The 16352-nt window shown below is 70.5% G+C and carries 14 protein-coding genes; 6 read left to right on the top strand and 8 right to left on the bottom strand.

What is annotated here, in order from left to right; all coding sequences use genetic code 11:
- Positions 1-59: 59 nt before the first annotated feature.
- The 3 genes from FHS42_RS16270 to FHS42_RS16260 all read right to left on the bottom strand — a co-directional run bounded on the left by FHS42_RS16270 (position 60) and on the right by FHS42_RS16260 (position 3272).
- A complete protein-coding gene (locus FHS42_RS16270; protein ID WP_184572920.1) occupies positions 60-659 on the bottom strand; it encodes a TetR/AcrR family transcriptional regulator in 600 nt (199 codons plus the stop codon).
- Positions 660-743: 84 nt separating this feature from the next.
- On the bottom strand, positions 744-2393 hold the full coding sequence (locus FHS42_RS16265) for a class I adenylate-forming enzyme family protein (RefSeq protein ID WP_184572919.1): 1650 nt from the start codon (positions 2391-2393) through the stop codon (positions 744-746).
- Between the two features lie 111 nt (positions 2394-2504).
- Complete coding sequence (locus FHS42_RS16260) at positions 2505-3272, bottom strand: SDR family oxidoreductase (protein ID WP_221476579.1); 768 nt, start codon at positions 3270-3272, stop codon at positions 2505-2507.
- Positions 3273-4060: 788 nt separating this feature from the next.
- Between FHS42_RS16260 and FHS42_RS16255 the strand changes: the two genes are divergently transcribed.
- Positions 4061-4651, top strand: a complete 591-nt coding sequence (locus tag FHS42_RS16255) for a hypothetical protein (RefSeq protein WP_184572918.1) — start codon at positions 4061-4063, stop codon at positions 4649-4651.
- A 216-nt stretch (positions 4652-4867) separates the two neighbouring features.
- Positions 4868-5329 (top strand): MaoC family dehydratase, encoded by a 462-nt coding sequence (locus FHS42_RS16250; RefSeq protein WP_184572982.1) that lies wholly within the window; start codon positions 4868-4870, stop codon positions 5327-5329.
- A gap of 860 nt (positions 5330-6189) precedes the next feature.
- On the opposite strand, the gene FHS42_RS16245 is transcribed toward FHS42_RS16250, so the two are convergent.
- Positions 6190-7515 carry a helix-turn-helix domain-containing protein gene (locus FHS42_RS16245; RefSeq protein WP_184572917.1) on the bottom strand — a complete coding sequence of 442 codons (1326 nt, stop codon included), beginning with the start codon at positions 7513-7515 and terminating at the stop codon, positions 6190-6192.
- Between the two features lie 156 nt (positions 7516-7671).
- Between FHS42_RS16245 and FHS42_RS16240 the strand changes: the two genes are divergently transcribed.
- From FHS42_RS16240 to FHS42_RS16230, 3 genes are read left to right on the top strand one after another with little or no spacing between them, the layout of a single operon-like run.
- Entirely contained in the window at positions 7672-8661 is a 990-nt protein-coding gene (locus FHS42_RS16240; RefSeq protein WP_184572916.1) for a Gfo/Idh/MocA family protein, read from the top strand.
- Entirely contained in the window at positions 8658-9920 is a 1263-nt protein-coding gene (locus FHS42_RS16235) for a DegT/DnrJ/EryC1/StrS family aminotransferase (RefSeq protein WP_184572915.1), read from the top strand. Before FHS42_RS16240 ends, FHS42_RS16235 begins: the two co-directional genes overlap by 4 nt.
- Entirely contained in the window at positions 9917-10354 is a 438-nt protein-coding gene (locus tag FHS42_RS16230; protein ID WP_184572914.1) for an NUDIX hydrolase, read from the top strand. Before FHS42_RS16235 ends, FHS42_RS16230 begins: the two co-directional genes overlap by 4 nt.
- A 223-nt stretch (positions 10355-10577) precedes the next feature.
- Here FHS42_RS16230 and FHS42_RS16225 read toward each other — a convergent pair whose 3' ends face one another.
- Together FHS42_RS16225 and FHS42_RS16220 are read right to left on the bottom strand one after the other, a co-directional pair.
- A complete protein-coding gene (locus FHS42_RS16225; protein WP_184572913.1) occupies positions 10578-11201 on the bottom strand; it encodes a TetR/AcrR family transcriptional regulator in 624 nt (207 codons plus the stop codon).
- A gap of 135 nt (positions 11202-11336) precedes the next feature.
- On the bottom strand, positions 11337-12491 hold the full coding sequence (locus tag FHS42_RS16220) for an acyl-CoA dehydrogenase family protein (protein WP_184572912.1): 1155 nt from the start codon (positions 12489-12491) through the stop codon (positions 11337-11339).
- A gap of 61 nt (positions 12492-12552) precedes the next feature.
- Here FHS42_RS16220 and FHS42_RS16215 point away from each other — a divergent pair, with 61 nt between their 5' ends.
- Positions 12553-13185 (top strand): TetR/AcrR family transcriptional regulator, encoded by a 633-nt coding sequence (locus FHS42_RS16215; protein WP_184572911.1) that lies wholly within the window; start codon positions 12553-12555, stop codon positions 13183-13185.
- A 127-nt stretch (positions 13186-13312) separates the two neighbouring features.
- On the opposite strand, the gene FHS42_RS16210 is transcribed toward FHS42_RS16215, so the two are convergent.
- Positions 13313-14872, bottom strand: a complete 1560-nt coding sequence (locus FHS42_RS16210; protein ID WP_184572910.1) for an alpha/beta hydrolase — start codon at positions 14870-14872, stop codon at positions 13313-13315.
- Positions 14873-15101: 229 nt separating this feature from the next.
- Positions 15102-16184: a zinc-binding dehydrogenase gene (locus FHS42_RS16205; RefSeq protein WP_184572909.1), complete on the bottom strand. Its 1083-nt coding sequence runs from the start codon at positions 16182-16184 to the stop codon at positions 15102-15104.
- Positions 16185-16352: the final 168 nt, after the last annotated feature.

The following is a 16352-nucleotide window of genomic DNA, read 5'->3' as shown; positions in this document are numbered from 1 at the left end:
TGCGGCGGCACGCGGATCGACGCGGCCCACGGTGGCAAGGCCGTGGGCCCGCGCCGCTGCTACGGGCGCAGGGCTCGTAGCAGCAGGTCCGCCAACTGGTCGGCGACCTGCTGCGGGGTGAGTGGACCATCGGGGTGATACCAGGTGCCCAGGTGGTGGACGGAGCCGAAGTGGTAGTCCACCACCAGGTCGGCGGGGGTGTCGGCGCTGAAGACGCCCGACCGCTGGCCCTCCTCGATCAGGGCCCGGAACCGCTCGTGGTAGCGGCGCCGTTCCGCCCGTACCTGCTTGTGCTTCTCGGGGCTGAGCTGGTGCATCGACCGAAAGAAGATCTTCGTGTCGTCCAGGTTCTCGATGGTGGTGACCACGACGTCGGCGGCGGCGTCCCGCAGCCGGCGCTCCACCGGAGCGTCGGCGCCGGCGAGCGCATCGAGCCGCTCCTGCTGGAGTCGCAGCACTCGCCCGTACACCTCGTGCAGCAGATCGTCCTTGGAGCCGAAGTAGTGGTAGAGCGCGCCCTTGGTGACGCCGGCCGCTTCCACGATCTCCTGTACTGAGGTGCGGTCATAGCCGCGCTCGGCGAAGAGCTTGGTGGCGGCGTCGAGCAACCGCTGCGGCACCGGTACCGCTCTCGCGTCGCCGCCTGTCGCCTTGGCCATCACCGCCACCTACCCCTCGTTCCGTTTCCTCATGGCATCGCCGCCATTGGTCCCCGCCACGCGGCGCGCGCCGCGGCGGGTGCCTCACGCTTCGGCGCGCAGTTCCCGCCGGAGGATCTTCCCACTCGTCGTCTTGGGCAGCTCAGGCAGGATCTCCACCACGCGGGGATATTTGTATGCCGCGAGGCGTCGCTCACAGTAGGCGACCAGATCTGCCGGCTCCGGCGCGTGCCCGGGCCGCAGGCTGACGTACGCCTTCACCGACTCGCCACGGTAGGCGTCGGGCACGCCCACGACGGCCGCCTCCCGCACCGCCGGATGGGTGTACAGCACGTCCTCCACCTCGCGGGGCCAGACCTTGAAGCCAGACGCGTTGATCATGTCCTTCTTGCGGTCCACGACGTACAGCCAGCCGTCCCGATCCATGAAGCCCACGTCGCCGGTGCGCAGTTCGCCGCCGGGAATGGCGGCCTCGCTCTCCCGGGGCCTGCGCCAGTAGCCGCTGACCACCATCGGGCCGCGCACGGCGATCTCGCCCGGCTCCCCGAACGGCACCTCGGCACCCTCCTCGTCCAAGATGCGCACCACGGTGTCGGGCCCGGCAACGCCCACCGCCAGCGTGCCCGAGACGGGATCGACGGGTGCCCGGCGGCCGGGCGGGACGCTGGCGCACGGGGCACTGCACTCGGTGAGCCCGTAGCCGTTGTGCAGATACGGGCCAAAGCGTGCCTGGAAGGCGTCCACTAGGGCGGGCGGCAGCGGTGCCCCGCCGGAGGAGAGCATCTCGAAGGAGGCGAAGTGGTCTCGGGTGGCATCCGGTCGCGCCATCAGCGCCATGTAGGCGGTGGCGGGGCCGACGGTGTACGCGGGGCGGTGTTCGGTGAACGCGTCGAGCACCACGCCCGCCTCGAAGCGGTACGCCAGGACCAGCGTGCCGGCCGCCACGAAGCAGGTGGACAACTCGCAGACCAGGCCGGTGATGTGGAAGAGCGGGGCCAGCGCGAAGTAGGTGGAGCCGGCCGGCAGACCGTGCCCGATGTGCTGCCGCTCGGCGTTGTAGGCCAGGTTGCCATGGGAGTTGATGGCGCCCTTGGGCGTGCCGCTGGTGCCGGAGGTGTAGCAGATGAGTGCCGTGTCGCCAGGGGCGGGCGAGGGCACGGTGGGTGGCACGGCCTCGCCGCGCGCTGCGGCCAGCAGGTCGGTGGTGTCGCCGGGGACGGGTAGCCGGTCGGCGGGCAGCACTCGAAGGTCGTTGCGGCTTTGCAACTGCGTCTCACAGGCCGTGAGCACGATGCGCACCAGCGCGTCCCCCGCAGCCGCGCGCAGATACGCCTCCCACGCCCGGTCCGCGCACACCAGCGCGCTCACCTCGGCGTCGGCCAGGACGTGCGCGCACTCGGCCGTCTTGTACATCGGGTTGACCGGCACCGCTATGCCGCCGGCCTTCCAGGTGGCGAGCAGGGTGAGCACGAAGTGCGGCGAGTTCTGCAACACCACGGCCAGCCGCTCGCCGGGCCGGAAGCCATGCGCGGCCAGGTGTCCGGCGAGCGCATCCGAGAGCCGGTCCACCTCCTGGTAGCTCAGCCGCCCGTCGAAGTAGGCCAGCGCGGTGCGTTCGGGCGCCGCGCGGACGGCATCCCGGAAGGCGTCCAGCACGCTGGGCCGGGGCCGCACCGGGCGGCGCTGCGCATCATTGAGCTGAGCCAGCCAGGGTTGGTCCTGGTAGGAGGTCATCAGCGGCTCCTCATCGGGTCGGCTGGCGTCCTTCGGGCCGTCAGGGGTTCGGGGGGCAGGCATTCGGGGTTCAGGGCGGGCGTCATGGACGTACGAGCGGTGCGGCATGGGTCACCTGCCGGGCCCGTGCGAAAGCCGCTCGACCTTTTGCTGAAGGTGGTTGATGCTCTCCAACCAGCGGTCGGGCGCCGTGGCCCGGGCGGCGTAGTAGCCGGCGACCTCCGGGTGCGGCAGGATCAGGAATCGCTCGTCGGCGATGCCGTGGAACAGGGCGTCGGCCACCTCGTCCGGTTCGATGGCGGTGGGCGCGAGCACCAGTTCGCCGGTGCTGCCGGTGCCGGCCAGCATGTCCGTACGTACGCCCTGCGGGCAGATGGCGTGCACGCGGATGCCCCGATGCCGGTAGGTGGCGGCCAGCCATTCGGCGAAGGCGTACGCGGCGTGTTTGGAGACGCTGTAGGGGGCGGAGCCGACCATGGTGAGCAGCCCGGCAGCGGAAACGGTGGAGACGAAGCGGCCACTGCCCCGCTCCAACCAGTCGGGCACCAGTTCGCGGGCCGCGCGAACGTGTGCCATGACGTTCACGTCCCAGGCCGCCGCCCACAGCTCATCGACGGCTTCGGGACCGCCGGTGGGGGCGACGCCCGCGTTGGCGCAAAAGACATCGATGCTGCCGCCGAGCGCGTCCCGCGCGGCGGGCACCACGCCGGAGGCGTCCCCGGGCACGGCGATTGCGCCGATCTCGTCGGCCACGGCCTTCGCCTTGTCGGGGTCGAGGTCGTTGATCACGACTCGGGCGCCACGAGCGGCGAAGCCGCGGGCGAGTGCGGCACCGATGCCGCCGCCCGCGCCGGTCACGACCACTCCCGCGTCCCGCATGGTGTCCACGATCTGCCCCTCCCGGGTCCCTCGGTTCCGTGCGGACCGGCGCTACGGCCCGTACGCGCCGCCAAGCACGCGCCGACGCCGCCCGATCGGCTCAGGTGTGCGGCGCAACCAGGACAGACTAACCGGTCGGTATGTCCTGGCGAAAGGGCCCAGCAGAGCGGGAGTACGGGGGCGGCCCGGCGTCGGGGCGTCCAGCGCTGTGCCGGTCTCCCACGCCGTGATCGGGCATAGCGGGGCGGGCTTCACCGACCGGTGGAGCCCGCCCCGCTTGGCGAGTTCAGGCCCGGCGTTCGCCGCACACGCTCGCTCATCGACAAGAAGCACCTCGGTTTGCCACTCATGGCTGGGGGTAGCCGCCGACGAAGTCGTTGTAGCGGTTGTAGCGGCCAGACCGGTCGCTGCTGTACGCGGGTTCAGTGCCGGGCCTTCGATGGGCGGATGCCGGCGAACTCGGCGTCCCGGCCCGACCGGCCGGCGGGGTCGGGGTGCGCCGCGCACTCGCGGCAGGGGCCGGCGAGCAGCTCCGGTGCGGTGGTACCCGCGGCCCGCGGCAACGGCGGCACGAACGGGGCCGTTGAGCGTCAGCGCGGCGGCGACGGCGCCCGGTGGAACGCCGTCAGCGACGAGCGTGTCGATGCGCTCACCTGGAACCAATTCCTGTGTGAGCCACGAGACGGACGGTGCTCCTGGGAACGACAAAGCTGAAAGATGGAGCCAAATCGCGGCGGGCCACGTCCATGAGGCATCGGGTCTGGTCCGCATGTCGGAGGTGGGATGCCTTGGCCGGTTTCAGAGCACTGGCACGAGAGGTTCGCGATCCACACAACAGCGTCGCGTTGCGGCGCACTTCACTACGAAAATGCCTGGAGCGGTTTGCCCCTTATGGGCACCGCGCTACCTGGCACCATCTGTGTGTCCGTACCGGGATGCGGCCTGGTGACCGTGATCCCGACCCGGCGCGGCTCGTAACGGCGCTGGAAGAGCTTGAGGAGGCGCGGGAGGTGTGGCTCGCGTACGAGGCGGAGTTCGCCGCCCGCCGCAGACGAGAGAAGCATGACGGAGTACGTCAGCCGGGCGCCGTGGACGACTGGCACCGGCTGACCTGGGGCGGCTGCGAGGTCGTACGGTGCGCCGACCCGGAAACCCATCCCCACGCGCCACTGCCGCAGGTGCTGCGGCAAGTCATCGCGGCCATGGAGGCGGAGGATGGTCCGCGCGCCGGCTGCCCCATCTGCGGTAAGGAACGGATGATCCGGCACCGACTCGCCGGCCGCGCCTGGGAGCCGGGACCCGTCTGTGCGGGCTGCGGCATCGTGGTGCCGCGACCGAGCGCTCCGACCGGGGCACCGGCCATGGCCGGCGTGCGCTGACGGCCACGCCGGCACGCGTGCGGGCGTGGCCGTGCGACGCAGGCGGTTTCGCGTTGACAGCTCACGCCCCGGTCAGCATGCTGAGCAAGCGCTTAGTCCGCGCCACGTCGGCGTGGGGTGATCACCGCGCCAGGGCTTGCGCCGCTACCACCGCATGGCACGACGGCATGGCACCAGGGCATGGCGCCGCGGCGTGGCACCACGAAAGGCATGAGCATGACAGAACCCCGGATCTTCACCTCGCTCGATGAGTTGCGGGCCGCGATCGGTGTACCGCTCGGGCCCAGCCAGTGGTGGCAGATCGACCAGCGGCGTATCGATCTGTTCGCGGAAGCGACCGGGGACCACCAGTGGATTCATGTGGACCCCGAGAAGGCCGCGGCCGGGCCGTTCGGCTCGACCATTGCGCACGGGTATCTCACGCTGTCGTTGTTGCCCGCATTCGTTCCACAGCTCATGCGCGTCGAAGGGGTGCGAATGGGTGTCAACTACGGGGTGAACAAGGTCCGGTTCCCCGCCCCGGTGCCGGTCGGCTCCCGGTTGCGCGCCTCGGCCACCATCGCGGAGGCCGCCGAGGTCAAGGCGGGCGTTCAGCTCACCACGGTGGTCACGATCCAACGCGAGGGCGGCGACCGGCCGGTGTGCGTGGCCGAGTCGGTCAGCCGCTTCTCCTGGTAAGCGCGGCGCGGTAGGCGGCCGGTCACGTGGCTTCCCGGGTGCCGTCGAGGTGCGTGATCACGCGGCCGGGAAGAAGCGGACGGGGCGATGCCCGGGCTCGTAGCTCGCGGCAGACCGTGATACCGCACGAACGCGATGCCACTGCGGGCGACGTCCCGGCACTGCGGTCGCCAGCCTCCGGCGCCGATCGTGCGCCCCTCATGTTCGACGTGAGCATCGCCGGGTGCGGACCGACTGGCGCGATGCCGGCCACCGGACTGCGGCTGCACGATAGGCGGGTACGCGTTCCGGAGTAGGAAGAAGAGCCCGTGTCGTTCGTCCGCATGGTCGGTCTGCGTAGCCGGGCTCGCCGGTAATGCAGACGAATTGAACGCTACGGAATGATCATGGGGCGTGACCCGGATAAGAGTCCGAATGCCCCCATGTCTTGATTCTGAACCGCTGAAGTGCGGGTCGGCCGAGATGCGGCCGGAAGCCATAACAGGGCCCCGGCGGTGTGATCGCCGAGGTCCTCGTGTTCTGCGGTCCGTCAGAATCACGCGGCCGGAGCTGCGGGCGGAAGTCCGGCGGCGGGCCAAAGACCATCCGCAGGGTGCTCGACGCGGCCGGCGGCCGTGACGTCAGCGACGTCGCGGAGGAACTCGACGGCGTGACAGAGGCAAGCCGGGAATACTGGCCGGTGCTTGCGAGCCGAGCGGTTCCGACGCATCCGCGAGCATGACCCCGCGTGCGCCGAGCAACTGGAGCAGATGCTCGGCGAAGAGCCGTAGCGCGGGAGGTGAACGCGAGTCCGGAAAGCGTTGCGACCAAAACACTTTCCGCCAGCGCTGGCCGGCGGCGGCGTGGGCCTCGGGTAGCTCTCAGGCGGTCCGTAGTCGTTCGAGGAACTCGGGGACGCCGTCCACCTTCTGGTAGGGCTTGAAGGCGGGGGCGAGTTCGCGGACCAGGGTGACACATCGGTTGGCGCCGATGCGGGTGGCGAGGTCGAATGACTCGGTGCTGACGATGAGGGCCTGTTCGACCTCGCGGGCTTGGAGGAGGCTGCGTGCCTCGTAGGTTCGGAAGACGCCACGCGTCTTGTCCCGGGCACGGGGCAGCAGGGTCAGGCCCTCGTCAATGCGGGCTCGGGCCTCCTCGGCACGGCCGAGGTCGAGGAGGCACCGGCCGGAGTCAACGGCCAGATCCGCCGTGCTCATCCACCGACACCAGCCCGGTGCGGGGTCGGCCGCTTTGGTCAGCAGGGCGGTCTCGGCGGCGGCGAGGTCGCGATGGCAGTCGGCAGCGGCCCCAAGGGCGGCGTGGGCTCGTGCCCTGCGCAGGTGCAGCAGCGAGCGGGCTGTGGGGTGCCTCGTGTGGATCAGGGCCTGGCTCAGGGGTTCTACGGCGGATTCGGGCTGGTCGAGCCAGATCGACTGGTAGGCGAAGTCGGACAGGACCCCGGCCCCGAGATCCCGGTCGCGGGCGGTGTGCGCGTTCGTGAGAGCGGCGTTCCACAGCTTGCCGGCCGGGTAGTGCGCGCCTTGGTCGAAGCGGTACCAGCCGCAGGCACTGGAGACGGAGGCCGCCAGGCGGTGCAGGCGGCGGCCGGTGGCCTCGCTGTAGCGGGTGCCTTCGAGGAGATCGGTCACGGTGGCGAGGTGGGCGTCCATCAGCTTGATGGTGTGCTGGCGCTGCTCGGTCGGCAGGGCGGTCAGTCGGGTGCTGGTGTCCTCCAGCCAGTCCACGAGCTGATCATCGACGCGGCGCCCACCGAGTGCGGTGGTGAGGCGGTCGGGTTCGAGCGCGGCCCACTGGGAGGCCAGCCCGGCAAGGGCGAGCGCGCTGTAAGTCAGGAAGGTACGGCGTTCGCGGTTCATCGTGGCTCTCTGTGCATCTCGAAGTGCTTGGACGGTGTACGCCGCCCCGAGCGGCGCCGGGTCGTCCCGGCCCGGGAGCCAGTGGGGCCACGGATACCGCTCCAGGTCGCAGATGGGCACGTCGAAGGCGTCCGCGATCAGGAGCTGGGATTCGATGCTCGGCGTCTTGCGGCCGTTCTCCCACTTGCTGACGGCCGCCTTGTCGGTGCCCGAGCGGAGACCCTCGGGCCGCATCGCGGCAGCGCGGTGCAAGCGCCCTACGAGGTCGCTCTGAGACCAGCCGCTTAAGAAGCGGGCATAGGCGAGGGGATGCCGAATCGGGTCGTCCATGGGAGCAATCCCATCATCGACGGTGACCGCCAGGCTATCGCGCGTACGGGCGGGACAACCCCAGGACTACGGCTAACACCTATGGCCGGACGCCGAGTTAGCGCTGTACTCGTCGTTCCTCGACACGTTCCTCCCTGATGTGGAAGGCGGACGCGCATGAAACGACGCGCTGCGATCATCGGCCTGGGTCACCAGGCCGCCGAGGATCACGTGCCCGGCCTGCTCGGCTCCAGCCGGGCCGAACTCGTCGCGGTATGCGACAACAACCCGGACATCCTGCACGACCGAGCGGACACCCTGGGGGTGCCCGGTTTCGCCCGGGCGAGTGACCTCCTGGCCGAGACGGCCCCTGACTTCGTAATCGTCGCCGTCCCCCACCACGCCGGACGCGCGGTGATCGAGGTGTGCGCCGCCGCTAACGTCCACGTCCTCAAGGAGAAGCCGTTCGCCACCTCCGTCAAGGAGGCGCGTGAACTGGCCGGGATCTGCCACGACGGGCGGATGGAGCTGATGGTGACGCTCCAGCGCCGGTTCAACCCGATCTACACCAGCGTGGCCGGCATGCTGGACCAGATCGGGACCGCGTTCCTGGTCGGCGGGCATTACTCGTTCCACACGCCCAACCCCGGCGCCGGATGGCGCGGGGGCCTCAAGCAGGCCGGTGGCGGCTGCATCATCGACATGGGCTACCACCTGATCGACCTACTGCTGTGGTACTTCGGCCTGCCCAGCCGGGTCATCGCGGAGTTCTCCACCACCGCCCTTCCCGAAGGCGGGTACGACGCGGAGGACACCGCCGTCGTCCAACTCGGCTACGCCTCCGGCCTGTACGGATCGCTCGTCCTGTCCCGCTGGATGGCGCCGAAGACGGAGTTCCTGCGGGTCGTCGGGACGGCCGGCTCGGTGGTGCTGACGAAGGGATCGGTCCAGCGGCTCGCCCTGGACGGCACGGTCGTGGAGGAGCTGACCCGCCCGTACGCTCCCAGCGTCGCCACCGCACAGATCGACTACTTCTGCCGGGTCCTGGACGGAGAACGGCCCAACGTCTCCGGCCCCGAACAGCACCTGGCTCACGCCGCGTTCATCGCATCCTGCTACGAGTCCAAGACGGCAGGCCGCTACATCGACCCCAAGGAGATGCTGTGACCAGCCCCCTCGCCCTCCTCGGCGGCACTCCGGCCGTCGCCAACAGCGGCCCCCACTTCACCTGGCCCCCGATCGACGACATCACCCGCGCGAAGGTGCTCGCCCAGCTGGACTCGGCCGTCTCCGTCCCCGGCCGGTCCGGGATCGTCGCGGACCTGGAAGACGCCCTCCAGGACTACTTCGGCGCACGGCACGCGATCACCACCAGCTCCGGCACCGCCGCCCTGCACGCCTCCTACTGGGCCGCACGCATCCAGCCCGGCAACGAGGTCATCGTCCCCGCCTGGACCTTCCACGCCACCGCCTCGCCGCTGTTCCACCTCGGCGCGGCCCCGATCCTGTGCGAGACGCTCCCGGCCGGCAACATCGACCCCGCCCGGGTGGCCGAGCTGATCACCCCCCGCACCCGCGCCATCATGGTCACCCACCTGTGGGGCAAGCCCGCCGACATGACCGGCCTCACTGCGTTGGCCAAGGACTGCGACCTCGACCTGCTGGAGGACGGCTCACACGCCCACGGAGCGAGCCACGGCGGGCAGAAGGTCGGCACGTTCGGCCTGGCCGGGGCCTTCTCCCTCAACGGTCCCAAGCCGTTATCCGGCGGTGAGGGCGGCTTCGTCCTCACGGACGACGACGACACCTATTACCGAATCCTGACGTTCGCGCACTACAACAAGCGGGCCAGGAAGGAGATCCCGCAAGGCCATCCGCTCGCACGGTACGCGGTCACCGGGGCCGGCCTCAAGCTCCGCATCCACCCCCTGGCCGCCGCCCTCGCCCACGACCAGCTCACCCGTCTGGACGCCTACCTCGCCGGCCGCGAGGAGATCGCCGCCTACCTGACCCGCGAGCTCAGCCAGGTACCCGCGTTGGAAGTCACCCCCGTGCCCGAGGGAGTGAAGTCGTCCTGGTACGCGTTGACGGCCACCTACCAGCCCGACCAACTCGGCGGCCTGCCCACCGACCGGTTCCACGAGGCCCTCGTAGCGGAAGGCGCGACCGAGTTCGACCTGCCCGGCTCCACCCGCCCCCTGAACCAGCTCCCTCTCTACCAGCATCCCTCCCACCCCTCCTACCTCTTCCCCGGCTACCCGAACACCCACAGCCGCTGCCGGCCCGGAGACTTCCCCATCGCCGAGAAGGCGCACACGCACACGATCAAGCTGCCCGTCTGGCACCGTGAACAGGATCTGGACCTGGCCGAGCAGTACGTCAGCGCGGCCAGGAAGGTCAGCGAACACCACAAGGAGCTTCTGTGACCGTGACCTCCGACCTCGCCCGAACTCTGGCCGAGGAGGCCGAAGCCGAAGGCATCACCACCCTCGTGGCCGCGGCCGTCGTCACCGACGCCGACCGCATCCTCCTGGTCCGCCGCAAGCCGGACGACTTCATGGGCGGCCTGTGGGAGATCCCCTCCGGACACGTGGACGCCGGGGAGAACATCCTGGACGCGACCCGCCGCGAGACACGAGAAGAGACCGGCCTGACCGTCTCCTCCGTAGACCGCTACCTCGGGCACTTCGACTACGAGAACAGCCGCGGCACCACCACCCGCCAGTTCAACTTCGCCGTCACCGTCGCCGAGACCGGGCCACTCATCCTGACCGAACACGACCTGCATCGGTGGGCGGCCCCGACCGGTGACCTGCCGGGCGTCACCGACGGCGTACGGAAGGCCCTGGCCAACGCGTAGGACCAGCACGGCCGACAGGGTGGCGCGTGGTGCGCGGCTCCCGGTCGGCCCGGGCGGCCCGTATCGCCCTTACGGCCCGTACGGCCCAGAGGCGGGCGGGCCGGACGGCCGCCGAGGCCGGCAGCACCGACGCCGCGATCATTTCCCTGATCGGGGCCGCCGACCCCGCCCGGGGGCATAGCGACTGACCATCAGCGATGGCTCGACTGATCACCAGCGATGGCTAGTGCGCCGGCGCGACGCCCACCATGCGCAGGGCCAGGCCCGCATAGAGCTCTCCGACCTCGTCCGGGCCGCGGTGGCCGTCGTCGCTGAACCAGCGGGCCACATCGATGCAAAGCGAGAGGACGGCAAGCGTCGTACCGGGCACATCGGCAACGTCGAAGTCCCCGGACCGCACGCCGTCCTCAATGATCTTCCGTACCGCGGCATCCGTCGCCCGTCGCATGCCGACGATTTCCGCGCGGTGTTCGGGGCCTAGCGCATCCAGTTCGTACTGCACCACCCGCGCGGTCGTGTGGTGTTCGGCATGCCAGCGGACGAAGGAGCGTACGGCGTCGGCCAGCCGCTCGGCCGGGCTGCCAACTGCCAGCGCGGGGCGCTCCAGGATGCTGAGTGCGAGCCGATGGCCGACCAGACTGATCTGGTAGAGCAGCTCTTCCTTGGTCTTGTAGTGGATGTAGAGCGCGGCGGGGCTCATGCCAGCGCGGCCGGCGATGTCGCGGGTGGTGGTGGCGTGATAGCCGCGCTCGGCGAACGCCTGCACTGCCGCGATCACCAGTCGTCGGGCGGCGTCCGGAGCGACGTCGGCCCACTCCTCCTTGGACTGCTGCGCCTGCACGCTCATGGACGGCCCCGCTCTGCCAGCCGTCTGCGGGCTCTCCGCGGACGGGAGGCACACCATACCGTGCGGCTGAGCGAGCGCTTAGGGCCAGCGGCCCAAGGTCCGGGGCCCGTGGCCTGCGCCGCGCCGCTGGTGCGCTCAGAACGCGGAGACCCCGGTGAGCGCACGGCCGATCAGCAGCTTGTGGATCTGGCTGGTGCCCTCGTAAAGAGTCATGACGCGGGCATCTCGCAGGAGTTTGCCCGCCGGGTACTCGTCGATATAGCCGTAACCGCCGAAGACCTGGAGCGCGTTGTTCGCGCACCGCACCGCCGCCTCGCTGGCGTACAGCTTGGCCACCGACGACTCGGTGGCGAACGGCAGTCCGCGTTCGATGTGGTCGGCCACCCGCCAGGTCAGCATCCGGGCCGCGTCCACGTCCACGGCGATATCGGCGAGCAGTTCCTGAACGAGCTGGTGGTGGGCGATGGTTCGGCCCCCGAACTGCTCACGCTCCCCGGCGTACGCCACTGCCGCATCCAGACATGCCTGCGCGATGCCCACGCAGCCCGCCGCGACCGACATCCGGCCCTTGGCGAGCGCGGACATCGCCACCGAGAAGCCCTTGCCCTCGGCGGCGATCATGGCCGATGCCGGCACCCGTACGCCCTCCAGGACGAGTTCGGCGGTGGTCTGGCCGCGCAGCCCCAGCTTGCCGTGGATCTCGCGCCTGCTCAGGCCCGGCGTATCGGTGGGTACCAAAAAGGCGCTGATGCCCCGGTGGCCGGGCTCGCCGCCGGTGCGGGCGAAGAGCAGCACCACATCGGCCCAGGTGCCGTTGGTGATGAACATCTTGCTGCCGTCGATCACATACGCATCGCCGTCGCGGACCGCCCGGGTGGTGAGGTTCGCGGCGTCGGAGCCGGTGCCGGGCTCGGTGAGCCCGAAGCAGCCCACGGCCTCGCCCGAACACAGCCTGGGCAGCCACTCCTGCTTGTGCTCCTCGCTCCCCCAGGCCGCGATGGACTTGGCGACCAGGCCGAGCGAGACCGAGAGGATGCCGCGCACCGCCGAGTCACCGCGCCCGAGCTCCTCGGTGACCAAGGCGTAGGCGAGATGGTCGCCTTCGGAGCCGCCGTACTGGTCGGGAATGGTGAGGCCGAGGAAGCCCAGCGCGCCGAGCTTGTGCACCACGGCCCGGTCCACGCTTTCGGCTCGGTCCCACTCCACCGCGTGCGGCGTGATCTCCCGATCGACGAAGTCCTTGGCCAACCGTCGCACGGCGGTCTGCTCCTCGGTGAGCTCCAGGTTCACATCGCCACCCCATTTAATTAACGGTGCTAGTTTTATGCCAGCGGGCTCTACTATGTGGCGCATGGCCCGCCCCCGCAAGCCCCTGCTGAGCCGCGAGAGAATCGTCACGGCCGCCCTGTCCATCGTTGATGCGGAGGGGCTTCAGGCGGTCTCAACCCGGCGGCTCGCTGCCGACTTGGGCGTCAGCGGGCCCTCCTTGTACAACCACTTCCCGACCAAGGACGAGATCTTGGACGCGGTCGCGGACTCGGTGGTCGCCCAGGTCGATCTATCGATGTTCGACGGCCCCGGCGACTGGCGCACGGCGCTTCTTGAGTGGGCCCGCTCCTACCGCGCGGCGCTGACCGCACACCCCAACATCGTGCCGCTACTCGCCCAGGGCCCTGGCCGGCGCCCCACGGGTTTGCGGATGGCCGACGCGGTATTCGGTGCGATGGTGCGGGCGGGGTGGCCCCCCGCCCAGGCGACGCGGGTGGGAGCCTTGATGCGCTACTTCGTCGCCGGGTCCGCGCTTGGCTCCTTCGCCCGGGGCTTCGTGGACGACCCCGACGCGTACGACCCGGCGGCCTATCCGCATCTGGGCCAGGCGCATCTGCTGGCCGACCGCCAGGAACACGTGGATCAAGGGGCGTTCGAGACGGGGCTCACGGCGCTCCTCGACGGGCTGGCGTTGCAGTTCGAACGGCTGGACTGACCCCCGCACCCGAACGCTCACCCCGCCGGGCCCGAGCCCGGCCCAACCGGTCACCCGGGTCAACCGGGTCACCCGGGTCGAGGGACCAAGGGACCAGGTCAAGGGCCAGGCCAAGGGCCAGGCCAGGTCACTTTTGACAGCTCAGATCCGCCGCGGGCAGCTTGCCCGAGCGCAGATACGCGTTCACCCGCGCGTCCACGCACGCATTGCCGTACTCCCCGAACAGCCCGTGCTGGTTGGCCCCCTCCACGGTCAACAGCCGGGAACTGGGCAGCATGCCGCGCAGCGCCTTGCTGCCCGTGTACGGGGTACGCGGGTCGCCGGTGGCGGCCACGATCAAGGCTGCGGCGTCGCGCTGCACGCGGACCGGGGCCTCACGCGGTGCGTGCGGCCAAAACGCACAGGGGTTGACGTTGTTGGCCATCGGACCCATCAGCGGGTACTGGGCGCGGATCTGCTCCAGATCGCGCCAGTACACCTCGGGGTCGCGCGGTGCGGCCTCGTCGCCGCACAGGATCGCCGTCTGCGCGCTGCCGTTGGCCGACCTGACGCCGGTCAGGGCGAAGTCCAGGACGCGTGCCAGTTCCGGTGTGGGCTCGACCTTCTCGCCCCGCGCCGCCCGGGCGAGGAGCGAGAGTTGGCCGGCGAGCGTGTGCCGGGCCGGGTCGCGGTCGCTGGCGGCGCCGGCGAAGACCACCATGGGCACCGTCGTGTCGTCCACCCGGTACGCGTCCGGGCCTGACCCGATCACCAGTGGACGCTGGCTGGCAGCATGCGTGGTCCGCTGGACGGTGCGCAGCACCTGCTCGCGGGTGTTGCCAAGGCCATAGGTCGCGTTGTGCTGCGCGGCCCAGGCGGCCCAGTCGGCCAACACCCGCTCCCCTGTGGCCTCTTGGCCCTTGAGCATCCGGGGCTGGTAGGCGAGCGGGTTGATGGCCCCGTCGAGCACCACCCGGTCATGGCGGCCGGGGAACATCTGGGTGTAGGCGGTACCCAGGTACGTACCGTACGAGTAGCCCAGGTACGAGATTTTCCGCTCGCGCAAAACGCCGCGCACGACATCCATGTCGCGGGCCGTGTTGCGAGTGGTGACGTGAGGCAGCACGTCACCGTGTCGGGTGGCGCAGCGCCTCGCCAGGTCCCTTTGATGTGCGACTTGCCGGTCGAAGCTGGCCCGGGTGAACCCGGCCGACACGAGGGATGTGCTGACCGGCCAGCCGCAGTCCAGCGGGGTGCTGCGGCCGACGAAGCGGGGGTCCATGCCAACCAGGTCGTAGCGCTGCGCGGTGTCCTGCATGGACGTCAGCGCGGTTACCGGGCTGGCGAGCGAGGGGCCGCCGGGGCCGCCGTCGTTGAACACGATCGGGCCGACGCGGTGTGCGGTGTCGGTGGCCTTGATCCGGGACAGCGCAACGGTGATGGTGCGGCCGGTGGGCCGGGAGTAGTCCAGTGGGACCGTGACGTCGGCGCACTGGGCGCCGGCCTGCTCCAGCTGCCTGCCGACCTCGTCCTTGGGCCCGAGCACACAGCTCGTCCAGTGCGGGCGCTGCTCGTAGAAGCGGGAGAGGTTGCCGGTTGCGGCGGGGGTGCCGGTGTGGGCAGCGGCCGGTATCGCGGTCAGGGGTGCGGTGGCCAGGCAGGCAGCGAGCGCTAAGCCCGCCGCAGCCGGCCTTGTGATGGCATGCATACCGGCACGTTAAGCGGCACTCCGGGGCGCGATCACTGGTGCTGTCCCCCGAGCTTGGTCGGGGGACAGCACCCGGGCACGGAGCCCTGGCGGACGCCCGTGGATGCGGCTTCCCGGCTGGCCGGCCGGCCAGACCGCAGCGAGCGGGGACCGAAACGGCCGGGCCGCGGCAGCCGAGCACCGAAGCCGGCCCCGCGGCTTGCCCGGGGCCGGCGGCCGGTGCCGTGGCTTAGAAGACGATGAGCGCGCGCCCGCCGCGGCCCGCCAGCATCGCTTCGAAGGCCGCAGGGATGCCTTCGAGCCCGATGCGCTCGGTGACCAGCGCGGACAGGTCGAGCCGCCCAGCCCGCACATGTTCCGCGATGACCGGCAAGTCTCGGACGGGGTCGCTGTTTCCGTAGACGCAGCCGGAGAGCGTGCGGCCGAAGTAGAACAGTTCCAACGCGGTGAACGTCACCTGCTGGTCCTGGCCGCCGATGCCGACGACCGTGGTACGCCCGCCGCGGCGGGTGCTCGACCAGGCGGCACGGATGGTGTCCGCGCGGCCGACGCACTCGATGGCCACGTCCGCGCCGTATCCCTCGGTGAGTTCACGTATTCGCTTGGCCGTGTCGTCGCCCGCTATCAGGAAGTCGGTGGCCCCGGCGGCTCTCGCCAACTTCTCTTTCTCCGGCGACACATCGATGGCGATGAGCGGCCCCGCACCGGCGATCCGCGCGCACTGGAGCACCGCGAGGCCCACGCCCCCGACTCCGAAGACGACGACCGACTCGCCCTCGACGACCCGAGCCGAGTGGAAGATCGCACCGTAGCCGGTGAGCACGGCACAGCCGAGCAGCGCGGCGTCCGCGAGCGGGACGCCCTCTGGCAGCGGCAGCACCGCGTGCGCGGGGACCACGGTCTCCTCGGCGAAGGCGGCAGTGCCAAGGCCCGGGTAGAGGGCGGTGGAGTCGGCGGCGAGGGTGGCGTACGGGATGTCGGCGGCGGCACTCGCGTGGGCGCACAGCCAGGGCTCGTCCAGTGCACAAAAGTGACAGTTGCCGCAGGAGGGTGCCCAGTTGAGGACGACGCGGTCACCGGTGGCGACCGAGGTCACCCCCGCACCCACGGCACTGACGACGCCCGCCCCCTCGTGCCCGAGGACGGCCGGCGCGGGCTGGCGCAAGGTGCCGTTGGACAGCGACAGGTCGGAGTGGCACACCCCGGCGGCGGCGAGCTTGACCCGGACCTGTCCGGGGCCCGGCTTCGGGAGGTCGATTTCGACGATCTCCAGCGGGGCGTTGACTGCGGTGAGTACAGCGGCGCGAACCACGGTTTCTCCTAGGGGCACAGGCATGATGTGGGGGTGAGACGTTGACCCTGCCGGGTCGGCGACCGGCCGCTACGGGCCCGACGCTCCGCCGGCGGGCGGACGGGGTGCTCCGGCGTACGTGGGGGCGTACGCCGGATCGAGAAACACGACGGTGCGGATGGTACGGCG

Source organism: Streptomyces zagrosensis (assembly GCF_014203645.1).
Classification (GTDB): domain Bacteria; phylum Actinomycetota; class Actinomycetes; order Streptomycetales; family Streptomycetaceae; genus Streptomyces; species Streptomyces zagrosensis.
Note: the sequence above shows the minus strand (reverse complement) of the source record. Positions and strands in the feature narration are given on the sequence as shown.